Source organism: Chromobacterium subtsugae (genome assembly GCF_035919665.1).
GTDB classification, from domain to species: domain Bacteria; phylum Pseudomonadota; class Gammaproteobacteria; order Burkholderiales; family Chromobacteriaceae; genus Chromobacterium; species Chromobacterium subtsugae.
In genome coordinates this window covers 2,270,698-2,288,838 of record NZ_CP142381.1, presented here as the reverse complement: position 1 = coordinate 2,288,838, position 18,141 = coordinate 2,270,698, and the positions used below count along the sequence as shown (strand labels likewise).

Annotated in this window: 19 protein-coding genes; 14 read left to right on the top strand and 5 right to left on the bottom strand. The window is 66.5% G+C overall.

Annotated features, from left to right (window positions below; genetic code table 11):
• Window positions 1-86: 86 nt before the first annotated feature.
• Entirely contained in the window at window positions 87-425 is a 339-nt protein-coding gene (locus U6115_RS11025) for a P-II family nitrogen regulator (RefSeq protein ID WP_043573434.1), read from the top strand.
• A 75-nt stretch (window positions 426-500) separates the two neighbouring features.
• Here the strand turns inward: U6115_RS11025 and U6115_RS11020 are convergent, their stop codons facing one another.
• The gene (locus tag U6115_RS11020) at window positions 501-1,292 is read right to left on the bottom strand and encodes an outer membrane protein assembly factor BamD (protein WP_043573431.1); all 792 of its coding nucleotides are present in this window, start codon (window positions 1,290-1,292) and stop codon (window positions 501-503) included.
• Between U6115_RS11020 and rluD the strand changes: the two genes are divergently transcribed.
• From rluD to U6115_RS10980, 8 genes are all read left to right on the top strand, one after another.
• Window positions 1,291-2,388: a 23S rRNA pseudouridine(1911/1915/1917) synthase RluD gene (rluD, locus tag U6115_RS11015; RefSeq protein WP_043573429.1), complete on the top strand. Its 1,098-nt coding sequence runs from the start codon at window positions 1,291-1,293 to the stop codon at window positions 2,386-2,388. The genes U6115_RS11020 and rluD overlap by 2 nt on opposite strands.
• Complete coding sequence (pgeF, locus tag U6115_RS11010; protein WP_043573426.1) at window positions 2,378-3,115, top strand: peptidoglycan editing factor PgeF; 738 nt, start codon at window positions 2,378-2,380, stop codon at window positions 3,113-3,115. Before rluD ends, pgeF begins: the two co-directional genes overlap by 11 nt.
• Window positions 3,116-3,218: 103 nt before the next feature.
• Entirely contained in the window at window positions 3,219-3,860 is a 642-nt protein-coding gene (locus U6115_RS11005; protein ID WP_230623337.1) for a type 1 glutamine amidotransferase family protein, read from the top strand.
• Window positions 3,857-4,729, top strand: coding sequence for a GNAT family N-acetyltransferase (locus U6115_RS11000; RefSeq protein ID WP_080770178.1), 873 nt, complete (start codon window positions 3,857-3,859; stop codon window positions 4,727-4,729). Before U6115_RS11005 ends, U6115_RS11000 begins: the two co-directional genes overlap by 4 nt.
• A 112-nt stretch (window positions 4,730-4,841) precedes the next feature.
• Complete coding sequence (locus tag U6115_RS10995; RefSeq protein ID WP_043573420.1) at window positions 4,842-5,495, top strand: HD domain-containing protein; 654 nt, start codon at window positions 4,842-4,844, stop codon at window positions 5,493-5,495.
• A gap of 18 nt (window positions 5,496-5,513) precedes the next feature.
• A complete protein-coding gene (locus U6115_RS10990; protein WP_047244008.1) occupies window positions 5,514-6,236 on the top strand; it encodes a metallophosphoesterase in 723 nt (240 codons plus the stop codon).
• A gap of 53 nt (window positions 6,237-6,289) precedes the next feature.
• Window positions 6,290-6,697, top strand: coding sequence for a hypothetical protein (locus U6115_RS10985; RefSeq protein ID WP_043573417.1), 408 nt, complete (start codon window positions 6,290-6,292; stop codon window positions 6,695-6,697).
• Between the two features lie 53 nt (window positions 6,698-6,750).
• Window positions 6,751-7,149 carry a VOC family protein gene (locus U6115_RS10980; protein WP_043573414.1) on the top strand — a complete coding sequence of 133 codons (399 nt, stop codon included), beginning with the start codon at window positions 6,751-6,753 and terminating at the stop codon, window positions 7,147-7,149.
• Between the two features lie 4 nt (window positions 7,150-7,153).
• Here the strand turns inward: U6115_RS10980 and U6115_RS10975 are convergent, their stop codons facing one another.
• The 3 genes from U6115_RS10975 to apaG all read right to left on the bottom strand — a co-directional run bounded on the left by U6115_RS10975 (window position 7,154) and on the right by apaG (window position 10,290).
• Window positions 7,154-7,903: a substrate-binding periplasmic protein gene (locus U6115_RS10975; protein ID WP_043573412.1), complete on the bottom strand. Its 750-nt coding sequence runs from the start codon at window positions 7,901-7,903 to the stop codon at window positions 7,154-7,156.
• 46 nt (window positions 7,904-7,949) lie between these two features.
• Window positions 7,950-9,737: an ABCB family ABC transporter ATP-binding protein/permease gene (locus U6115_RS10970; protein ID WP_043573410.1), complete on the bottom strand. Its 1,788-nt coding sequence runs from the start codon at window positions 9,735-9,737 to the stop codon at window positions 7,950-7,952.
• Between the two features lie 172 nt (window positions 9,738-9,909).
• Entirely contained in the window at window positions 9,910-10,290 is a 381-nt protein-coding gene (gene apaG / locus U6115_RS10965; protein ID WP_043573408.1) for a Co2+/Mg2+ efflux protein ApaG, read from the bottom strand.
• 104 nt (window positions 10,291-10,394) lie between these two features.
• On the opposite strand from apaG, the gene rpe reads away from it, so the two are divergent.
• The 4 genes from rpe (at window position 10,395) to trpE (ending at window position 14,200) form a co-directional block, all read left to right on the top strand.
• Entirely contained in the window at window positions 10,395-11,078 is a 684-nt protein-coding gene (gene rpe, locus U6115_RS10960) for a ribulose-phosphate 3-epimerase (RefSeq protein WP_043573406.1), read from the top strand.
• Window positions 11,079-11,124: 46 nt separating this feature from the next.
• On the top strand, window positions 11,125-11,877 hold the full coding sequence (locus U6115_RS10955) for an SDR family oxidoreductase (RefSeq protein ID WP_043573403.1): 753 nt from the start codon (window positions 11,125-11,127) through the stop codon (window positions 11,875-11,877).
• 56 nt (window positions 11,878-11,933) lie between these two features.
• On the top strand, window positions 11,934-12,617 hold the full coding sequence (locus U6115_RS10950; RefSeq protein WP_043573401.1) for a phosphoglycolate phosphatase: 684 nt from the start codon (window positions 11,934-11,936) through the stop codon (window positions 12,615-12,617).
• Window positions 12,618-12,733: 116 nt separating this feature from the next.
• Entirely contained in the window at window positions 12,734-14,200 is a 1,467-nt protein-coding gene (gene trpE / locus U6115_RS10945; protein ID WP_043573399.1) for an anthranilate synthase component I, read from the top strand.
• 129 nt (window positions 14,201-14,329) lie between these two features.
• Here the strand turns inward: trpE and U6115_RS10940 are convergent, their stop codons facing one another.
• Complete coding sequence (locus U6115_RS10940; protein WP_155294736.1) at window positions 14,330-15,970, bottom strand: M30 family zinc metallopeptidase; 1,641 nt, start codon at window positions 15,968-15,970, stop codon at window positions 14,330-14,332.
• 515 nt (window positions 15,971-16,485) lie between these two features.
• Here U6115_RS10940 and U6115_RS10935 point away from each other — a divergent pair.
• Window positions 16,486-18,132 carry a methyl-accepting chemotaxis protein gene (locus U6115_RS10935; RefSeq protein ID WP_043573394.1) on the top strand — a complete coding sequence of 549 codons (1,647 nt, stop codon included), beginning with the start codon at window positions 16,486-16,488 and terminating at the stop codon, window positions 18,130-18,132.
• Window positions 18,133-18,141: the final 9 nt, after the last annotated feature.

Genomic DNA, 18,141 nt, shown 5'->3' with positions numbered 1-18,141 from the left:
TAAGGCGGTGCCGGAGTTTCCGGGCGCATATTGGCAATTTTTGCGATTTACCCCCTCGTCATCCGTTCTATCAGGAGCATTCCGCAATGAAAAAGGTCGAAGCCGTCATCAAGCCGTTCAAGCTGGACGAGGTGCGCGAGGCGTTGTCCGAGATCGGCATCAACGGCCTCACCGTTTCCGAAGTCAAAGGCTTCGGCCGCCAGAAAGGCCACACCGAGCTGTACCGCGGCGCCGAATACGTGGTGGATTTCCTGCCCAAGGTAAAGATAGAAGTCATCCTGCCGGACGATCTGGTGGAGCGCGCGATCGAAACCATCGTCGCCACCGCCCGCACCGGCAAGATAGGCGACGGCAAGATCTTCGTCACCGCGGTGGAGCAAGTGGTGCGCATCCGCACCGGCGAAACCAACGAACAGGCGATCTGAGCGCCGGCCACGGCCAAAGAAAAAGCCGCCCCGGCGCGGGAGCGGCTTTTTTCGCGCGCGGCGATCAGCCCGCGCTTACTTCCACAGCTTCCACCACGGCATTTCCTCGACCGTCCACGGCTTGGCCAGGTACTGGCTCTTCGGATAGTTGAGCGCCAGCACGCGGCGGGCGTCGTCGCGCAGCTGCGGCAGCTGCAGCTTGTCGTAGGCGGCCACCATGATGGCCAGCGCCTCTTCCGGATACTTGGTGTTGGCGTAATCCTTCACCACGCCCTGCGCGCGGTTGGCGGCGGCCAGGTAGGCGCCGCGCTTCATGTAGTAGCGCGCCACGTGCATCTCGTTGCCGCCCAGCGCGTCCACCAGCTTGATCATCTTGGCGCTGGCGTCGGCGGTATAGGTGCTGTTGGGAAAGCGGGTGGTCAATTCGCGGAACGCGGCGAAAGCTTCGCGCGCCGCGCGCGGGTCGCGCTCGCTCATGTCCTGGCCGGCCCATTTGGCGAGCAGGCCGGAATCGTCATTGAAATACACCAAACCCTTCAGATAATAGATGTAATCCAGATTGGGGTGGGTCGGGTGCAGCTTGATGAAACGGTCGGCCGCGGCGATGGCCTGTTCCGGCTCTCCATCCTTGTAATGGGTGTAGGCCAGGTCCATTTGCGCCTGCTGCGCATAGCGTCCGTAAGGGAAGCGCGACTCAAGCGTTTCGTAGAGCTTGACAGCGCGGGTATAATTGCCGCTGTTCAACTCGTCGTGAGCTTCCGAATACAGCTTCTCCACGGTCCAGCCGCGCGTTTCGTCGTAGGTTTCCGTGGTTGCACATCCGGCAAGCCCCATCACCAACATTGCTGCAACAACGTATCTTTTCATGACTGATCCTTACATTGACCCGGACGATTATAGCGACATCTCGGAAAACGAGATATCCGCCACGCAACATCTCGAAATTCCGCTGTCGCTGGGCGGCGAAAGACTGGACGCCGCGCTGGCCAAACTGCTGCCCGATTTCTCGCGCAGCCGGCTGACCCAGTGGATCAAGGACGGCCAAGTCAAGGTGGACGGCCAGGTGGTGGCGCCCAAGACCAAGATGCTGGGCGGCGAGAAACTGGAAGTTTCGCTGCAGCCCACGCATGAGGAAATGGCCTTCCAGCCGGAAGCCATGGACCTGCCCATCGTCTTCGAGGACGACCACATCCTGGTGATCAACAAGCCCGCCGGCCTGGTGGTGCATCCGGCGTCCGGCAACTGGAGCGGCACCCTGCTCAACGGCCTGCTGAATCACTGCCCGTCGCTGGCCGGCGTGCCGCGCGCCGGCATCGTGCACCGCCTCGACAAGGACACCTCCGGCCTGATGGTGGTGGCCAAGACCGTGCCGGCCCAGACCGATCTGGTGCGCCAGATGCAGGCGCGCAGCGTCAAGCGCGTCTATCGCGCCATCGCCGACGGCGTGGTGCCGTTCGACGGCACCATAGACGCCAACATCGGCCGCGATCCGCACAACCGGCTGAAGATGGCGGTGCTGAAATTCGGCGGCAAGCCCGCCATCACCCATCTGCGGGTGCTGGAGCGCTTCGCCAGCCACTCCTACGTGGAATGCAAGCTGGAAACCGGCCGCACCCACCAGATCCGCGTCCACATGCGCGAAGCCGGCCACCCGCTGTCCGGCGACCCTGTGTACGGCAACCTGCGCCACAAGATGGATGAAGACACCGCCGCCGCGGTGAAGGCGCTGGGCCGCCAGGCGCTGCACGCCTACGCGCTGGCCCTGGTCCACCCGGCCTCCGGCGAGCTGCGCAGCTGGAAAGCGCCGCTGCCGGACGACTTCCGCCGCCTGCTCGACCTGCTGCGCGGCGACGGCGCGCTGCCGGACGAAGAGGCTTTCGCCCACGCCGACGAGCAGGACGACGAAGACTGGGATGACGACGACGATGACGACGGCGACATCGAGGTGATCTATGCCCGCTGAAACCTGGCTTGCCGCCGACTGGCCGGCTCCGGCCAGGGTCCGCACCCTGGCCACCACCCGCCAGGGCGGCGTCAGCCAGGCGCCGTACGCCAGCCTCAACCTGGGCGCGCATGTCGGCGACGCGCCGGACGCGGTGGCCGCCAACCGTGCGCGGCTGCGTGACGAATTGCCGGCCGAACCGGCCTGGCTGAACCAGGTGCACGGCGTCGCGGTGGCTGACGCCGCCGCCCTCCGCGGCGCCGCCCCGGACGCCGACGCCAGCTTCGCCCGCGCGCCGGGCGTCGTCTGCGCGGTGATGACTGCCGACTGCCTGCCAGTGTTGCTGTGCGACGACGCCGGCCGCGCGGTGGCGGCGGCCCATGCCGGCTGGCGCGGGCTGTGCGACGGCGTGATCGAGGCCACTGTCGCCGCGATGGCTCTGCCGCCTGCCGGACTGATGGCCTGGCTGGGGCCCGCCATCGGCCCGGACGCCTTCGAAGTGGGCGCGGAAGTGCGCCAGGCCTTCCTCGCCCGCGCTCCGGCGGCGGCCTCGGCCTTCATCGACATCGGCGAAGGCAAATACCTGGCCGACATCTACGCGCTGGCGCGCCAGCGCCTGCAAGCCGCGGGCGTCGAGCGGGTGTACGGCGGCGATTTCTGCACCGTGATCGACCGCGAGCGTTTCTTCTCCTACCGCCGCGACCGCATCACCGGCCGCATGGCCTCGCTGATCTGGCTGCAGGACTGAGCCCTTTCGCCCCCGCCGCCCGGCGGGGCGTCCCAACCCGCCACAACTCCCCTTCCTCAAACGCCGCGCGGCGCGATTGACCCGCGCGCGCCACGCGAACATCATGTTGTTTTCACCACAGCCCCTTGCCGCCATGGACATCGCCATCGTCACGCTGGACAGTTTCAATGAGCTCGACTCGCTGATCGCTGCGGGCATCCTTGGCCGCATGTCCCCGCATGGTTGGAACGTGCGCATCTGCTCGCCCATTCCCGTCGTGCAGTCCCGCAGCGGCACGCGCCTGGAACGCCAGGCGGACCTGTCCTATGCCGGCAGCGCCGACGCGGTGCTGATAGGCAGCGGCTGGCGCACCCGCGACTGGGCGGCGGACGATGCCATCATGAGCCAGCTGCGGCTGGATCCCGCCCGCCAGCTGATAGGATCGCAATGCTCGGGCGCGCTGGTGCTGCATCGGCTGGGCCTGCTGGCCGACGGCGTCGCCTGCACTGATGGCCTGACCCGGCCGATGCTGGAGCAGTTGGGCATCACCGTCGCGCCCCGCGCCTTCCGCGCCGTCGGCAACATCGCCACCGCAGGCGGCTGCATGGCTTCGCAGTATCTGGCCGGCTGGGTTCTGCTGCGTCTGGCCGGCGAGGCGCGCGCGCGCGAGGTTTTGTCCTATGTCGCCCCGGTCGGCGAGGAAGCCGGCTTCGTCGACAGGGCCATGTCCGCCATCGCCGCGGCGTCCGAACCCGTTCCCGAATGAAAACCGCCCCGCTCACCAGATTGTCCCCCGCCGACCTCCATCCCTGCTTCCTGGAGGCGTTCAGCGACTACCTGGTGCCGGCGCAACCCAGCCTGGAATCGTTCAGCGCCATGCTGCGCCGGCGCGGCTGGGTGCCCGAGCTGAGCGCCGGCGCCTGGATAGACGGCCGGCTGGCCGGCTTCTGGCTATGCGCGACGCCGCCGATTGACGACGGAATGGAAGGTTATTGCATCGCCGCCGGCGTAGTGCCCGCCGCCCGCCGCCAGGGCGCGCTCTCCGCGATGGCGGCCCGGGTGGCGCGCCTGCTGGCCAGGCGCGGCATCCACCAGCAAAGGCTGGAAGTGATAGACGGCAATCAGCGCGCGCAGCTGGCCTACGCCCAGCTGGGCTTCCAGCCGCTGCGCCAGCTTGACTGCTACCTGCTGCAGGCGCCCATCGACAGCCGGCGCCATTGGCCCGTCACGGTCCATCATGGCTACACGCCGGCGCGCTGGCCAAGCGCTGACTGGCTGGCCTATCCGCCGGCGGTGCCGAACCGCCGGGACTCGCTGCGGCGCGCCATCCCCGCCCCGCGCTGGTTGACGGTAGACGCCGGCGGCGCGGCGCTGGGCTCGCTGCTGCTGTCGGCCGACGGCGAAGCGCTGGAGCTGATGGTGGACCCGGCCCACCGCCGCCGCGGCATCGCCAGCCAACTGCTGCGCGCGGGACAGCTGCTGACGCCGGGCGGCCGGCTGGCATTCAACAACGTCGACCGCCGCGACCTGGCCCTGCTCAGCCTGCTGCTTCGGCACCAGGCCGCCTACCGGCTGTCGCAATGGGAAATGCTGAAACCGGCCGCAGCCGGGGCCGGCATTCGCTCCGCGCGGTGATAAAATAGAGAGTGTCGGCGGCGGCGCGTCCGCAGCCGGCGCCATTCACGCGACACAACCAGCCAGGCCGTCCGCTTACTCGCGGCCCGGCGCAGAACCCAAGGCCAGCCCGATGACTCCACAACAACAAACCGACTGGCAGAACCGCCTGATCACGCTGCTCGAGCAGCAACCGCCCGACGACGACGGCGCCCACGACCTCAGCCACCTGCACCGGGTATGGGCGGTGGCGCGCCAGTTGCTGGCCCACCATCCCGAAGCCGATGCGCGGGTGGTGATGGCCGGCTGTTACCTGCACGACCTGGTCAATCTGCCGAAAAACCACCCGCAGCGCCAGCTGGCATCGCACTGGTCCGCCGAGCGCGCCCGCCAGCTGCTGGCCGACGACGCGCTGTCGGCCGAGCAGCTGGACAACCTGGCGCACGCCATCGAGGCCCATAGCTACTCCGCCGCCATCCCGCCGCGCACGCTGGAAGCCAAGATCGTGCAGGACGCCGACCGCATGGACGCGCTGGGCCCGGTCGGCCTGGCGCGGATGTTCTACGTTTCCGGCCGCATGGGCCGCGCGCTGGCCCACCCGCTGGACCCGCTGGCCGAACAGCGCGGCACCGACGACCAGGCCTGGGCGCTGGACCATATCGCGGTGAAGCTGGCCAAATTGCCGGCGATGATGCAGACCGAAGCCGGCCGCGGCATCGCCGAGCGCAAGCTGCAATGGCTGCTCGCCTTCCGCGACGAGTTCTGCCAGGACTGGATGGCCCGCTAGGCCGAAGGCGCCCCCGCCATGATGATCCGCAAGCTGCCGCGCAACACCGCAGGCCGCGACTGGGTGGTGGGGGATCTGCATGGCTGCTTCAGCCAACTGGGCCGGCTGTTGAAAATCATCGCCTTCAATCCGGCCTGCGACCGCCTGCTGTCGGTCGGCGACATGGTGGACCGGGGGCCGGAAAGCCGGATGGCGGTGGAGTGGCTGACGCAGCCGTGGTTTCACGCGGTGCGCGGCAATCACGAACAGATGGCGCTGGACGCGATGCGCAATCCGCTGGAAGACCTGGAGCGCCACCTGCGCAACGGCGGCCGCTGGCTGACCGAGCTGAGCCATGCCGAGCGCGACGCCTGCCTCGCCGCATTCGCCGGCCTGCCGCTGGCGCTGGAAATCGACGTGGAAGGCGGCAAAATGGGCGTGGTGCACGCCGACTGCCCCGACAACGACTGGCCGTCGCTGCGCGCCAGGCTGGAAGCCGACAATCCCCGCGACCAGGACTACGAGGCGCTGCTGTGGTCGCGCGAGCGGGTACGAAACGGCGGCGGCGGCGCCGTCCATGGTCTGGACCTGCTGCTGGTGGGGCACACGCCGCAGGAAAACGCCATCCTGTACGACAACGTGATGCACCTGGACACCGGCGCGGTCTACGGCGGCAAGCTGACGCTGTTCTGCGTCAGCGACTTCGTCGAAGTCTCGTTGCCGGCCAGCTTCGAACACATGGCGCAGTTCCAGCTGCATTAGACGCCCGCCGCCGCCTGCGGCTAGAATGCGCGGCCAGCATACCAGGAGGCCATATGGCCGAGCACAAGAAGAAATCCGCCGCCCCCAAGGCGGGCCAACTGGACCGCCGCGTTCAGGAGCAACGCCATGGCCAGGCCGAAGACGCCTGCCGCCGCCTCGTCGCGCTGCTGGAAGCCCTGGCCGCCGACGGCCGCCTGGACGGCAACCAGCAGGCCAGCCAATACCTGAACTCCACCCGCGCCTACTACCGCCGCATCCGCAACGGCAAGGTGATGGGAGCGGCCGACTTCACCGCCGCCGCCGACGTCTGCGCCTGCGCCCGCCGCGCGCTGGCCGCGCTAGACCCAGAACTCGTCTTCGCCGGACTGCCGCAGGCGGACGAGCTGCTGCAGGCGCTGCGGCTGGGCGAACAGGTGGAAACCGAAATGCGCCGGATCAAAGCCGCCGGCAAAGCTGGCTGAGGCAGCCATCCGCATGGCATGATGGCTGCACCGCCACGCCATAGGTCGCCATCATGTACAACCGCATTCCCCATCTGCGCGTCGCCCGCCCGGTCAGCAATCTCGCCGCCAGCAAGGCCATGTATTGCGAAGGCCTGGGTCTGCAGCTATTGGGCAGCTTCGCCGGCCACGACGGCTTCGACGGCGTGCTGCTGGGGCTGCCCGACGCCGGCTATCATCTGGAATTCATCGTCAGCCATCGGCATCCGGTCAGCCCCGCCCCCGGCGTGGAAGATCTGCTGGTGCTCTACCTGCCGGACAAGGCCGAATGGGAGGCGCTGTGCGCCTGCATGCGCGCCGCCGGCTTCCGAGCCGTGCCGTCCGCCAACCCGTACTGGGACGCGCGCGGCGTCACCTTCGCCGACCACGACGGCTACCGCACCGTGCTGCAAAACGCCAAAAGCCCGGTATAAGCCGCTATTTGACTTCGCTGGAGACGATTTTCTCCAGCAGCCCGGACGCGCGCATCTGCTCGATCACGCGGTTGAAATCCGGCGCCCAGCGATCGGCGCCGGCCGCCCGGGAAAAGCCGAAGGCGGCGTAGCTCAACTCGCCGATCGGCACGTCGGACACGCCGATCGCATCGGCCACGCCCTGTTGGTTGACCAGATATTTGCCGACATTCGAATCGATGGTCGCCAAGTCGATGCGGCCGGACTCGATCATCTTGATCAGGGTGACCGAATCCCGGGCCCGCTCTATCGGGTGCGCCGTCATGAAGGCGGCCTCCATGTCCTTGTCGACCACCGAGCCTATCTCCATGCCCAGCCGGTGCGTTTTCAGCCTGTCGTAATCCCGCCAGTCCACCGCGCCGCGGAATGCGCTCTTCTTGTACAGGAAGCAGTTGTACTGCCGCATCACCGGCGCGGAAAACTCCATGTACTGCTCGCGCTCCGGCGTTTTGTACAGCGGCAGGATGCCGTCCACCCGGCCCTCCTTGGCCTCGGTCAGGCAGCGCTTCCAGGGCATGATCTTCACCGTCACCGCCAGGCCCAGCTGCCGGCCTATCTCCTGCAGCAGGCGCACCTTGATGCCGCCGCCGGCCACAGTGTCGAACTCGCCCAGCGCGTACGGCGGGTACTTGTCGTAGCACATCGTCAGCTCATCCGCCCGGGCGCCAAGCGCGCACAGCATCGCGGGCAGCAGAAACAGCAGTCTGGCTAACATGCGGCTTCTCCGGTCGAGTAAACGATCATGCGCGGCGCTCCGCCGGCTAGCCTTCCACCGCCTCGCTCTCCTGCTGCAGCTGCCACATTTCCGCGTAGCGGCCGCCCAGGGCCAGCAGTTCGCGGTGGCTGCCCTGCTCCACCACTCGGCCGGCATCCAGCACCAGGATGCGGTCGGCGTCGACCACGGTGGACAGCCGGTGGGCGATGATCAGCGTGGTGCGGTTGGCCGCGATTTCCACCAACTCGTGCTGGATGGCTTTCTCGGTGCGGGAATCCAGCGCGCTGGTGGCTTCGTCGAAAATCAGGATCGGCGGGTTTTTCAAAATGGTGCGGGCGATGGCGACGCGCTGCTTCTCGCCGCCGGACAGCTTCAGGCCGCGCTCGCCCACCAGGGTGTCGTAGCCGTCGGGCAAGCTGGCGACGAAATCGTGGATATGCGCGGAACGCGCCGCCTCCATCACCTCCTCGCGGCTGGCGCCGGCCTTGCCGTAGGCGATGTTGTAGTAGATGGTGTCGTTGAACAGCACCGTGTCCTGCGGCACGATGCCGATGTGGGCGCGCAGCGAGTCCTGGCTCAGCTCGCGGATGTCCGCGCCGTTGATGCGCACCGCGCCGGCGTTGACATCGTAAAAGCGGAACAGGATGCGCGACAGCGTCGATTTGCCGGCGCCGCTGGCTCCCACCACCGCCAGCGTCTGGCCGGCCGGGATGGCGAAGTCCACATCGTGCAGGATCTGGCGCTTGCTCTCGTAGGCGAAGCCCACCCGTTCGAAGCGGATGGCGGCGCTGCGGGTATCCAGCGTTTTCGCTCCCGGCGCGTCGGCCACTTCCAGATTGACGTCCAGCAGCTTGAACATCCGCTCGATGTCGGCCAGCGAATGCTTGATCTCGCGGTAGACGAAGCCCAGGAAGTTCAGCGGCGCGTACAGCTGGGTGATGAACGTCGCCACCAGCACCACGTCGCCCACCGTCATCCGGTGCGCCACCACGTCGCGCGCGGCCAGCACCATCACCAGCGTGACGCCGATGGCGATGATGGCCGCCTGGCCGGCGTTCAGCAGCGACAGCGACACCTGGTTCTTGATCGCCGACGCTTCCCAGGCCTCCAGATTGCGGTCGTAGCGCTTGGACTCATACTCCTCGTTGTTGAAGTACTTGACCGTCTCGTAATTGAGCAGCGCGTCTATCGCCTTGGAATTGGCCTTGGAATCCAGATCGTTCATGGTGCGGCGGTAGACGGTGCGCCACTCGGTCACCAGCAATGTGAAGGCGATGTAGAGTCCGATGGTGCCCAGCGTCACCGCCGCGAATTCCCAGGCGTAGCGGTGGAACAAGATCGCCGTCACCATGCCGATCTCCAGCAGCGTCGGCAGGATGTTGAACACGGTGAAATTGAGCAGGAAGCCTATGCCCTTGGTGCCGCGCTCGATGTCGCGGCTCATGCCGCCGGTGTGGCGCTCCAGATGGAAGCGCAGCGACAGCCTGAACAGATGGCGGAACACGTTGCGCGCCACGCTGCGCACCGCGCCCTGGATCACCCGGGCGAAAACCGCGTCGCGCAACTCCCCCAGCACGCCGGACAGCAGCCGCGCCACGCCGTAGCCCGCCAGCGCCAGCACCGGAACCGCCAGCAGCGTGGCCGGCAGCGACAGCTGGTCGACGATGTCCTTCAGGTAGAGCGGCACCGTCACCGCCGCCACCTTGGCCAGCACCATGCAGCCAAGCGCCAGCATCACCCGGCCCTTGAAACTCCACAGATACGGCAACAGCGTCTTGATGGTTTGCAAATCGTTTCGATTGGCCGGGGCCGGGCCGCTATGACTGATGCGCATAAAGGGTTTGCCTGTCGATCTATCCTGTCCGAAAGTGAAGAAGGCTCACTCAACAAGGGGCAGGCATCATGTGGATTCTGTTGCTGGAAGCTTTGGGCGCCGGAGCGCTCGCCTCCTTCATCGTCTGGTGGACCTGGCCGCGCGAGGACAAGGACCCGTCCTGTAAACGCGACTAGTGCAGCACCCGCGGCGCCACCAGCGTCATTTCCGGGATTTCCGCCTCGAAGCGCTGGCCGTCGTCGGCCACCAGCTGATAGCTGCCCTTCATGCTGCCGTACGGCGTTTTCAGATGGGTGGCGCTGGAGTACTCGAAAGCCTGACCCGGGTCCAGGTGCGGCTGCTCGCCCACCACGCCCATGCCGCGCACCTCCTGCACCTGCTGGTTGGCATCGGTGATGATCCAGTGGCGGCTGACCAGCTGCGCCGGCTCGCTGCCGGTGTTGACGATGCGGATGCGGTAGCCGAACACGTAGATGTCGTTGGCCACATTAGATTGCTCGTCGATGTAATGCGGCTCCGCCATCACTTCCATGAGGTAGGTCTTGTCGGCCATTGCGGCTTCTCCTGATTGATATGGTTTTCATTTTATCCCGCCAATGGCCTTTTGGCGCGGTAGAATGCCCGGCATCCGTGTTTATCGATGTCAGAGCAATCGCCATGCGCACTTTCCGTATCGCCCCCAGCATTCTGTCCGCCGATTTCGCCCGCCTGGGCCAGGAAGTCAGCGATGTCGTCGCCGCCGGCGCCGACATCATCCACTTCGACGTGATGGACAACCATTACGTGCCGAACCTGACCATGGGTCCGATGTTCTGCGAGGCCATCCGCCCGCACACCCGGGCGCCGATCGACGTGCACCTGATGGTGAAGCCGGTGGACGCGCTGGCGGCCGCCTTCGCCAAGGCCGGCGCCGACATCATCACCTTCCACCCGGAAGGCTCCGAGCACGTCGACCGCACGCTGGGCCTGATCAAGGAGGCCGGCTGCAAGGCCGGCCTGGTGCTCAACCCGGCCACGCCGCTGTCCTGTCTGGACCACGTGATGGACAAGCTGGACATGATCCTGATCATGTCGGTGAACCCTGGCTTCGGCGGCCAGTCCTTCATTCCGCACGCGCTGGAGAAAATCCGTCTGGCGCGCCAGCGCATCGACGAATACACCGCCAAGCATGGTGGCGAAATCTGGCTGGAAGTGGACGGCGGCATCAAGGTGGACAATATCGCCCAGGTGGCCGCCGCCGGCGCCGACACCTTCGTGGCCGGCTCCGCCATTTACGGCCAGAAGGACTACAAGGCGGTCATAGACGCCATGCGCGCCGAACTGGCCCGAGTGCAAGGATAAGCGCGCAGCCGTTTCATTCCTATCCATCAAAGGGATAAAGCAAGCAATGCATGCATTCATCGTCACCGGCGCCTCGCGCGGCCTGGGCTACGCCATCTGCGAAACGCTGCTGAACGACGGCTACTTCGTCGTCGGCGTCGCCCGCCATGCCGGTCCGGCGCTGGAAGGCCTGGCCGCCCGCCACCCGGAGCGGCTGCTGGCCGTCAACGCCGACTTGGCCGACGCCGCCCAGGCGTCGGCGTCGATTCACTCCGCGCTGCAGCAACTGCCGCTGCCTGAGTGCGCGACCGTCACGCTGATCAACAACGCCGGCGTGGTGACGCCCATCGCCCAGGCCGGCCGCTATCCGGCCGACGAGGTGGTCAAGGCCGTCGCCATCAACGTCACCGCTCCGCTCCTGGCTAGCGACGCGCTGCTGTCCGCCACCGACCATCTGCCGGCGCGCCGCCGCATTCTGAACATCTCGTCCGGCGCCGCCGCCAAGGCCTACCCCGGCTGGAGCGTGTATTGCGCCACCAAGGCCGCGCTCGACCACTTCAGCCGCAGCGTCGCCGTGGAGCAGGAAGGCAAGGCCAATCCGGCGCAGATCGTCGCGCTGTATCCGGGCGTGGTGGACACCGACATGCAAGGCGATATCCGCGCCAGCGACGAAGGCCAGTTCCCGCAAAAAGCGCGCTTCGACGCCTACAAGGCCGACGGCGCGCTGAGCAGCCCCGGCGACGCCGCGCGCAAGATCGTCGACTACCTGGTGTCGCCGGCCTTCGGCCAGGCGCCAGTCGTCGACATCCGCGAGCTGTAAGCCCGCATTCTTCAATTCCGCCGCGGCCCGCCGGCCGCGGCTTCAAAAGCCAATATATGAATCTCAAGCACATCAAAGCCGTCGCCTTCGATCTGGACGGCACCCTGATCGACTCCATCCCCGATCTGGCCAATGCCGCCAACGCCATGCGCGCTCATCTGGGCCTGCCGCCGCTGGACCCGGAGCGCATCAAGAGCCATGTCGGCGACGGCATCGCCAGCCTGGTCCACCGCGCCATCACCGACGAGCGCCACGCCGAGGCCGACGGCCCGCTGTGGGAGCGCGGCTACCGCTTCTTCATCCAGCATTACCGCGAACACCTGGCCGACCAGACCACGGTCTACGCCGGCGTGCGCGACGGCCTAAGCCTGTTGCGCGCCCTCAAGCTGCCGCTGCTGGTCATCACTAACAAATCCGAGCGGCTGGCCGTGCCGCTGCTGGAACAACTGGAGCTGCGCGACCACTTCAGCCTGGTCCTGGGCGGCGACACCCTGCCGGAGAAGAAGCCATCCGCTTTGCCGCTGCAACACGCCTGCCAGGTGCTGGGCATCTCAGCCAAGGAAATGGCGATGGTGGGCGACTCCGCCAACGACGTGGCCGCCGCGCGCGCCGCCGGCTGCGCCGCCATCGCGGTGGGCTACGGCTACGGCGACGCCGCCTCGCTGGGCGCCGACCTGACCGTGGCCAGCATTGCCGAGCTGTACGATTTGATGAAGAATGACGGCTCCATCTCACTCTAAAACCGGAAACCCCTGACTCATGGCTTTTCTTCCCGCTCCCGCCAGCTGGCGATGGCGCCGCTGCACCCGCTCCCGGCGCCCCGCCCCCAACTGACAGAACCCAAGGAAGAACACCCATGCAGCCACAGACTTTCCAGCAACTCGCCGCCGAAGGCTACAACCGCATCCCGGTCACCCAGGAGCTGCTGGCCGATCTAGACAGCCCGCTGTCCATCTACCTGAAGCTGGCCAACCAGCCGTACAGCTACCTGCTGGAATCGGTGGTGGGCGGCGAGCGCCGCGGCCGCTACTCCATCATCGGCCTGCCGGCCGACACCCGCCTGCGCGTCAACGGCCAGCGGGTGCAGGTGGAGTGCGGCGACAAGGTGATAGAGCGCCACGACGGCGATCCGCTGGCCTTCATCGAAGCGTTCCAGCGCCGTTTCCGCATCCCCGAGCTGCCCGGCCTGCCGCGCTACTCCGGCGGCCTCGTCGGCTACTTCGGCTACGACACCATACGCTATATCGAACGCCGCCTGGCCGACGTCCAGAAACCGGACCCGGTGGGCACGCCGGACATCCTGCTGATGCTGTCCGAGGAAATCGCCGTGGTGGACAACCTGTCCGGCAAGCTGCACCTGGTGGTGTACGCCGACCCGGAAGTGCCCAACGCGCTGCCCAAGGCCCAGGCGCGGCTGGCGCAGCTGCGCGCCAAACTGCGCGAGCCGCTCGCCATTCCGCTGTCGCTGCCCACCGGCCCCGCCGCGGAGGCGGTGTCGGAATACGGCGAGCAGGCCTTCATGGACGCGGTGGCCGCCAGCCAGCGCTACATCCACGACGGCGACATCATGCAGGTGGTGCTGGCCCAGCGCATGCAGCAGCCCTACCAGGGCTCACCCATCGCCTTGTACCGCGCGCTGCGCAACCTCAACCCGTCGCCGTACATGTTCTTCTACCATTTCGACGACTTCCACGTGGTGGGCGCTTCGCCGGAAATCCTGGTGCGCCGCGAGGGCGAAACCGTGACCGTGCGCCCGATCGCCGGCACCCGCCCGCGCGGCCAGAGCCGCGAACAGGACGAGGCGCTGGCCGCCGAGCTGCTGGCCGACCCCAAGGAAATCGCCGAGCACGTGATGCTGATGGACCTGGGCCGCAACGACGTCGGCCGCGTCGCCGACATCGGCACGGTCAAGATCACCGACAATATGGCCATCGAGCGCTACTCGCACGTGATGCACATCGTCTCCAACGTCGAAGGCCAGGTAGACCGCAAGATCAGCAATATCGACGTGATCAAGGCCACCTTCCCGGCCGGCACCCTGTCCGGCGCGCCCAAGGTGCGGGCGATGCAGATCATCGACGAGTTCGAACCGACCAAGCGCGGCGTCTACGGCGGCGCGGTCGGCTACCTGGGCTTCAACGGCGACATGGACCTCGCCATCGCCATCCGCACCGCGGTGCTGAAAAACGGCATGCTCTACGTACAGTCCGGCGCCGGGGTGGTGGCCGACTCGGTGCCGCAATCGGAATGGCTGGAAACGCAGAACAAGGCGCGCGCGGTGCTGCGCGCCGCGCAAATGGTGGCCGACGGGCTGGATGCCTGAATCCGGCCCTCCGCCCCGCCCCGCTCCATGCCGCCGGCCCCGCCCGGCGGTTTGCATTTGCGGACCGCCATGAAAAATGGCGGACGCCCCCGAGGGAGCATCCGCCACGCGCCGATTCTCGCAGAGCGCTCAGCGCTTGGTCAGCGTGATCCAGCTGTTTGCCGGCACCCGCAAAGTCCAGATGCCGTTGCCGATATAAGAGAACTGCTTGCTGGTATCGTATTGCCCATCCATGGGAATGAGCGGCTTGTCGGCGGACAGCGCAATGCCCGGCAGCTGGATTTCCCTGCCCTGCGGCAGCAGCGGACTGCCCGGCAGCACCACCCGCTTGGCCGGATAACCATAGCGCCCCGCGACATTCGCCGCGCCGGCGCTCAGCATGGTGCCGGCGTAGCGCTCCAGCATGTCCGCATAACCGGCGCCGCCTGCGGCCCGCAAGCCCTCGGAGACCGCCTGCGCGCCGGGATTCTGGCTTTCCAGCCACGGCCGGAACAACTGATGGCCGTATTGATGCACCATCAGCGCGCCCAAAGCCAGCGCCTTGGGATAACAGCTGCTCGCGCCATTCCAGCGAGAGAAGTCACAAGGGACGAAATCGAGCGCCCGCTCGAAGTCCGCTCTTGGCCGCAAGTCCGGATGCGCGTCCCGCCCGGCGCCGCGCCCGCCGCCGAAGGTATCGGCCAGCACCAGATAAGCGATCGACTGGGCGAACATTTCGTCCTCCCAGGTTTCCACCTTGACTGGGACAGCCGGTTTGTAGCGCTTGTTGTAGCTGTAAAACAGGTGGGAAAACTCATGCGCCAGCGTGGAAAGCGCCTCGCCCGCGCCTTGCGAGCGCTCATGCCACTCCTCACCCGCCGCGCTGCGCGCCAGCACTTCGGATGACAAGAAGACCGCCAGCGCCGCGTTGCTGCGCTGATATTTCTGGCATGGTTTCGCGTCTTCCGTGCACAAATTGCGCAGCGCGTTGCCCGACCAGACATAACCCATCAGCCCGGCGTTGCCCTGGGCGCGCAACGGCGTTACCACGATATGGACGTCGCGGGTATCCGCCGGGATGGTAAATCCGGCGAACACCGGATTGCCGACCACGCCCCACGGCTGCCCCAGCAGCGACACCTCGAGCGGGTAGACGCTGCCCGCGAAACGCTCGGCCAGGAAGTCGGCCTGCCTGGCGCTGACGCCGGCGCCGTTCTCGGTCCAGACATGCACCGAGGCGCCGCCCGGCAGCGCGCGCTTTGTCCTGAGCGTGGTCGCGACATCATTCTCATGGATGGAATCGAACCATGTCTTTTCCTCGCCCGGCGCATATGCGACCGGCGCCTCCCGCCTGGCGCCCTGCCCCAGCTTCAGACGTTGCGCCGGCGCTTTCTGCGCGTAAATCGCGCTCAGCTCGGCATGCTCCGCCTGATAGTCCGGCTCGCGCGGCCCGGCGTCCTTCTCTTCCTGACGCAGGCTGAGCTCGCCAACCGCCACGCCGGCGCCGCTCACCTTGGTCGAGACCGCGTGCCAGATCGCCGGCGACAGGCCCGATACCACCAGCTCACGTTCAAGATGGCTGTCATTGTAAAAACGGTACATCGAGCCGACCGCCTGGTTGGCGCCATCCGCCAGGCGGCAACGGTTGCCGCTGCAGACCAACTCTCCCGCCTCCGCCCCCGACTTCGCCTCCGGCGCGGCGCCATGCGTAACCGCGCCGCCGCCATCATTGGCGGATGGCGAACCACCTCCTCCGCCTCCTCCGCCGCATGCCGTCAAACCGGCAACCATGGCCGTCAGCAAAAGAGGTCTGAGCATTTCATTCATACAAGTTCACAGTTGCAATATTAATTAACAAGAATGTAATAATACTCATGGCAGCCATCAAGAAAATACAAGCCTGCTCGATAGCGGCAAATCCCGGAAGAGTTGTTGCTCTAAAGCAACAAAATTCCAATAAATATTCTAGTTGGGTCATAAATTTAATATTTTCACCCAGAAAAACCCGTAAACAGTATGTAAACAAACCACGCCGCCCTACAGTCCTTTGTCCTCTCCGCTAAGCGAAAGGGTTCGTTGCCGCATCGCCGACGCGGGAAGCGCCCTCTGCCCGGGGCTCTGGCCGCAGGATGAAATTTCAACGTCATTTTCATGCCCCCCGTCCCCTCGGCGCGAAAAGGCGTTTATCGCAGCGCGCGGCGCGGCCGGGTCTCGCCCGCGAAGGAAAATCATCAAGCCGCGCTGTCGCCGGCCCGCGCCGCGAACTAGTCTGAATGCAGACTAGTTCAGACCCCAAGGTGACAGTCATGCTGCTGCACGATATGCGGACACGCCATAAACTGGCCCTGTTGCTGGCGATCCCGCTGCTGGCCATCGCCGCCGTAGCCGGGGAAGGGCTGGTGACCATGGCCGAATTGAAGGACCACGTCGCCAAGGTTTACGTCAGCAGCGCCGCGCCGCTGTTCGAAGTGTCCAAGGTCAGCTCTCTGGTGCCGCGCACCCGCATAGACGTGATGCAGGCGATGATGGACGCCATGGCCGGCGGCGCCGGCTACCGCACCCCCACCCAGCGCGCCGACCGGCTGTACGGCAAGATAGGCGAAATGCGGGAGGCGATCGCCAAGCTGCAGCAAGGACACATTTCAGCGGAACTGAAACCCCAGGTGGACGCCATCGCCGCGCTGTATCAGGACATGGCCGCCAACAGCCTGGAGCCCTTCGTCAACGCCATCCGCGCCAACCGCATCGAGGACGCCAAGGCGATCTATCCCAAATTCGTCAAGCAGTACGAAGGACTGCGCGACCAGGTCGGCGCGCTGATGCCGCGCCAGCTGGCTATCGCCGAAACCGCCTACCAGGACGCCAACCGCACCTATCAGAGCCAAAGCCGGCTGATTTACGGCGTGCTGGCGGTATCGGTGCTGCTCAGCCTGGCCATAGGCTTCGCGCTGGCCAAGCTGATTAGCGAGGAATTGGACAAACTGCGCGCCACCATGCTGGAAGCCGCCGACCACTTGCGGCTGAGCCTGCGCGCCCGCGTCGGCGGCCGCGACGAATTCGGCGAAGTGGCCGATGCCTTCAACCGGCTGATGTCGGCGTTCGAATCCGCATTGCAGCGGATACGCGCGGTGGGCGAACAGGTGAGCGAACGCTCGCACGCGGTGGCCGACGCCGCGCGCGCCATCGCCCGCGGCACCATGGAGCAAAACCAGGCGGCGCAGCACACCACCACCGCGGTGGAGGATGTCTCGGCCAGCGTGCAGCGGGTGGCGCAGACCGCCAGCGACAGCACCGCCTTGTCGCTGTCCGTGCAAACCCTGTCCGAACAGGGCGGCCAGGTGCTGACGGAAAACGCATCCAACGCCAACACCCTGCACGGCGCCATCCACAAGACCGCCGAACTGACGCAGAGCCTGGCGCAGCGCTCGCAGCAGATCAACAACATCGTCAGCGTGATCCATGACATCGCCGAACAGACCAATCTGTTGGCGCTGAACGCGGCGATCGAGGCGGCGCGCGCCGGCGAGCAAGGCCGCGGCTTCGCGGTGGTGGCCGACGAGGTGCGCAAGCTGGCCGAACGCACCACCAGCGCCACCGGCGAGATCGGCGCCATGCTGGGCGGCATTCAGAGCGACGTGGCCAGCGTGGTCAAGGACACTCAGATGTGTTCGGAATTGATAGAGGAGAGCCGGCGCAGCTCCGAACGGGCGATGGAGGCGCTGCAGCAGATACGCGGCGGCGCCGAGACCTCGGCGCGGCAGATCGCCGAGATTGCCTCCGCCACCGTGGAACAAGGCGCGGCGACAGCGGATATCGTGCAAAGGATAGAGCACATCGCGGCGATGGCCGGCGAGAACGACAGCTCGGTGCAGGCAGCGTCGGCCGCGGCAGACAGCCTGGCGGCGCTGGTCAGCCAGCTGGAAGCGGAAATCGACCGCTTCCGCGCGCGCTGACGCCCTGCC

Bases quoted from the DNA above. Each gene is read 5' to 3' on its own strand.
- U6115_RS10985 (WP_043573417.1), top strand. From the start codon at position 6,290: ATGGCCGAGCACAAGAAGAAATCCGCCGCCCCCAAGGCGGGCCAACTG.
- U6115_RS10935 (WP_043573394.1), top strand. From the start codon at position 16,486: ATGCTGCTGCACGATATGCGGACACGCCATAAACTGGCCCTGTTGCTG.
- U6115_RS10940 (WP_155294736.1), bottom strand. From the start codon at position 15,970: ATGGTTGCCGGTTTGACGGCATGCGGCGGAGGAGGCGGAGGAGGTGGT.
- U6115_RS10975 (WP_043573412.1), bottom strand. From the start codon at position 7,903: ATGTTAGCCAGACTGCTGTTTCTGCTGCCCGCGATGCTGTGCGCGCTT.
- U6115_RS10980 (WP_043573414.1), top strand. From the start codon at position 6,751: ATGTACAACCGCATTCCCCATCTGCGCGTCGCCCGCCCGGTCAGCAAT.
- apaG (WP_043573408.1), bottom strand. From the start codon at position 10,290: ATGGCCGACAAGACCTACCTCATGGAAGTGATGGCGGAGCCGCATTAC.
- rpe (WP_043573406.1), top strand. From the start codon at position 10,395: ATGCGCACTTTCCGTATCGCCCCCAGCATTCTGTCCGCCGATTTCGCC.
- U6115_RS11000 (WP_080770178.1), top strand. From the start codon at position 3,857: ATGAAAACCGCCCCGCTCACCAGATTGTCCCCCGCCGACCTCCATCCC.
- U6115_RS10955 (WP_043573403.1), top strand. From the start codon at position 11,125: ATGCATGCATTCATCGTCACCGGCGCCTCGCGCGGCCTGGGCTACGCC.
- U6115_RS10970 (WP_043573410.1), bottom strand. From the start codon at position 9,737: ATGCGCATCAGTCATAGCGGCCCGGCCCCGGCCAATCGAAACGATTTG.
- pgeF (WP_043573426.1), top strand. From the start codon at position 2,378: ATGCCCGCTGAAACCTGGCTTGCCGCCGACTGGCCGGCTCCGGCCAGG.
- U6115_RS11025 (WP_043573434.1), top strand. From the start codon at position 87: ATGAAAAAGGTCGAAGCCGTCATCAAGCCGTTCAAGCTGGACGAGGTG.
- U6115_RS11020 (WP_043573431.1), bottom strand. From the start codon at position 1,292: ATGAAAAGATACGTTGTTGCAGCAATGTTGGTGATGGGGCTTGCCGGA.
- rluD (WP_043573429.1), top strand. From the start codon at position 1,291: ATGACTGATCCTTACATTGACCCGGACGATTATAGCGACATCTCGGAA.
- U6115_RS10950 (WP_043573401.1), top strand. From the start codon at position 11,934: ATGAATCTCAAGCACATCAAAGCCGTCGCCTTCGATCTGGACGGCACC.
- U6115_RS10995 (WP_043573420.1), top strand. From the start codon at position 4,842: ATGACTCCACAACAACAAACCGACTGGCAGAACCGCCTGATCACGCTG.
- trpE (WP_043573399.1), top strand. From the start codon at position 12,734: ATGCAGCCACAGACTTTCCAGCAACTCGCCGCCGAAGGCTACAACCGC.
- U6115_RS11005 (WP_230623337.1), top strand. From the start codon at position 3,219: ATGTTGTTTTCACCACAGCCCCTTGCCGCCATGGACATCGCCATCGTC.
- U6115_RS10990 (WP_047244008.1), top strand. From the start codon at position 5,514: ATGATGATCCGCAAGCTGCCGCGCAACACCGCAGGCCGCGACTGGGTG.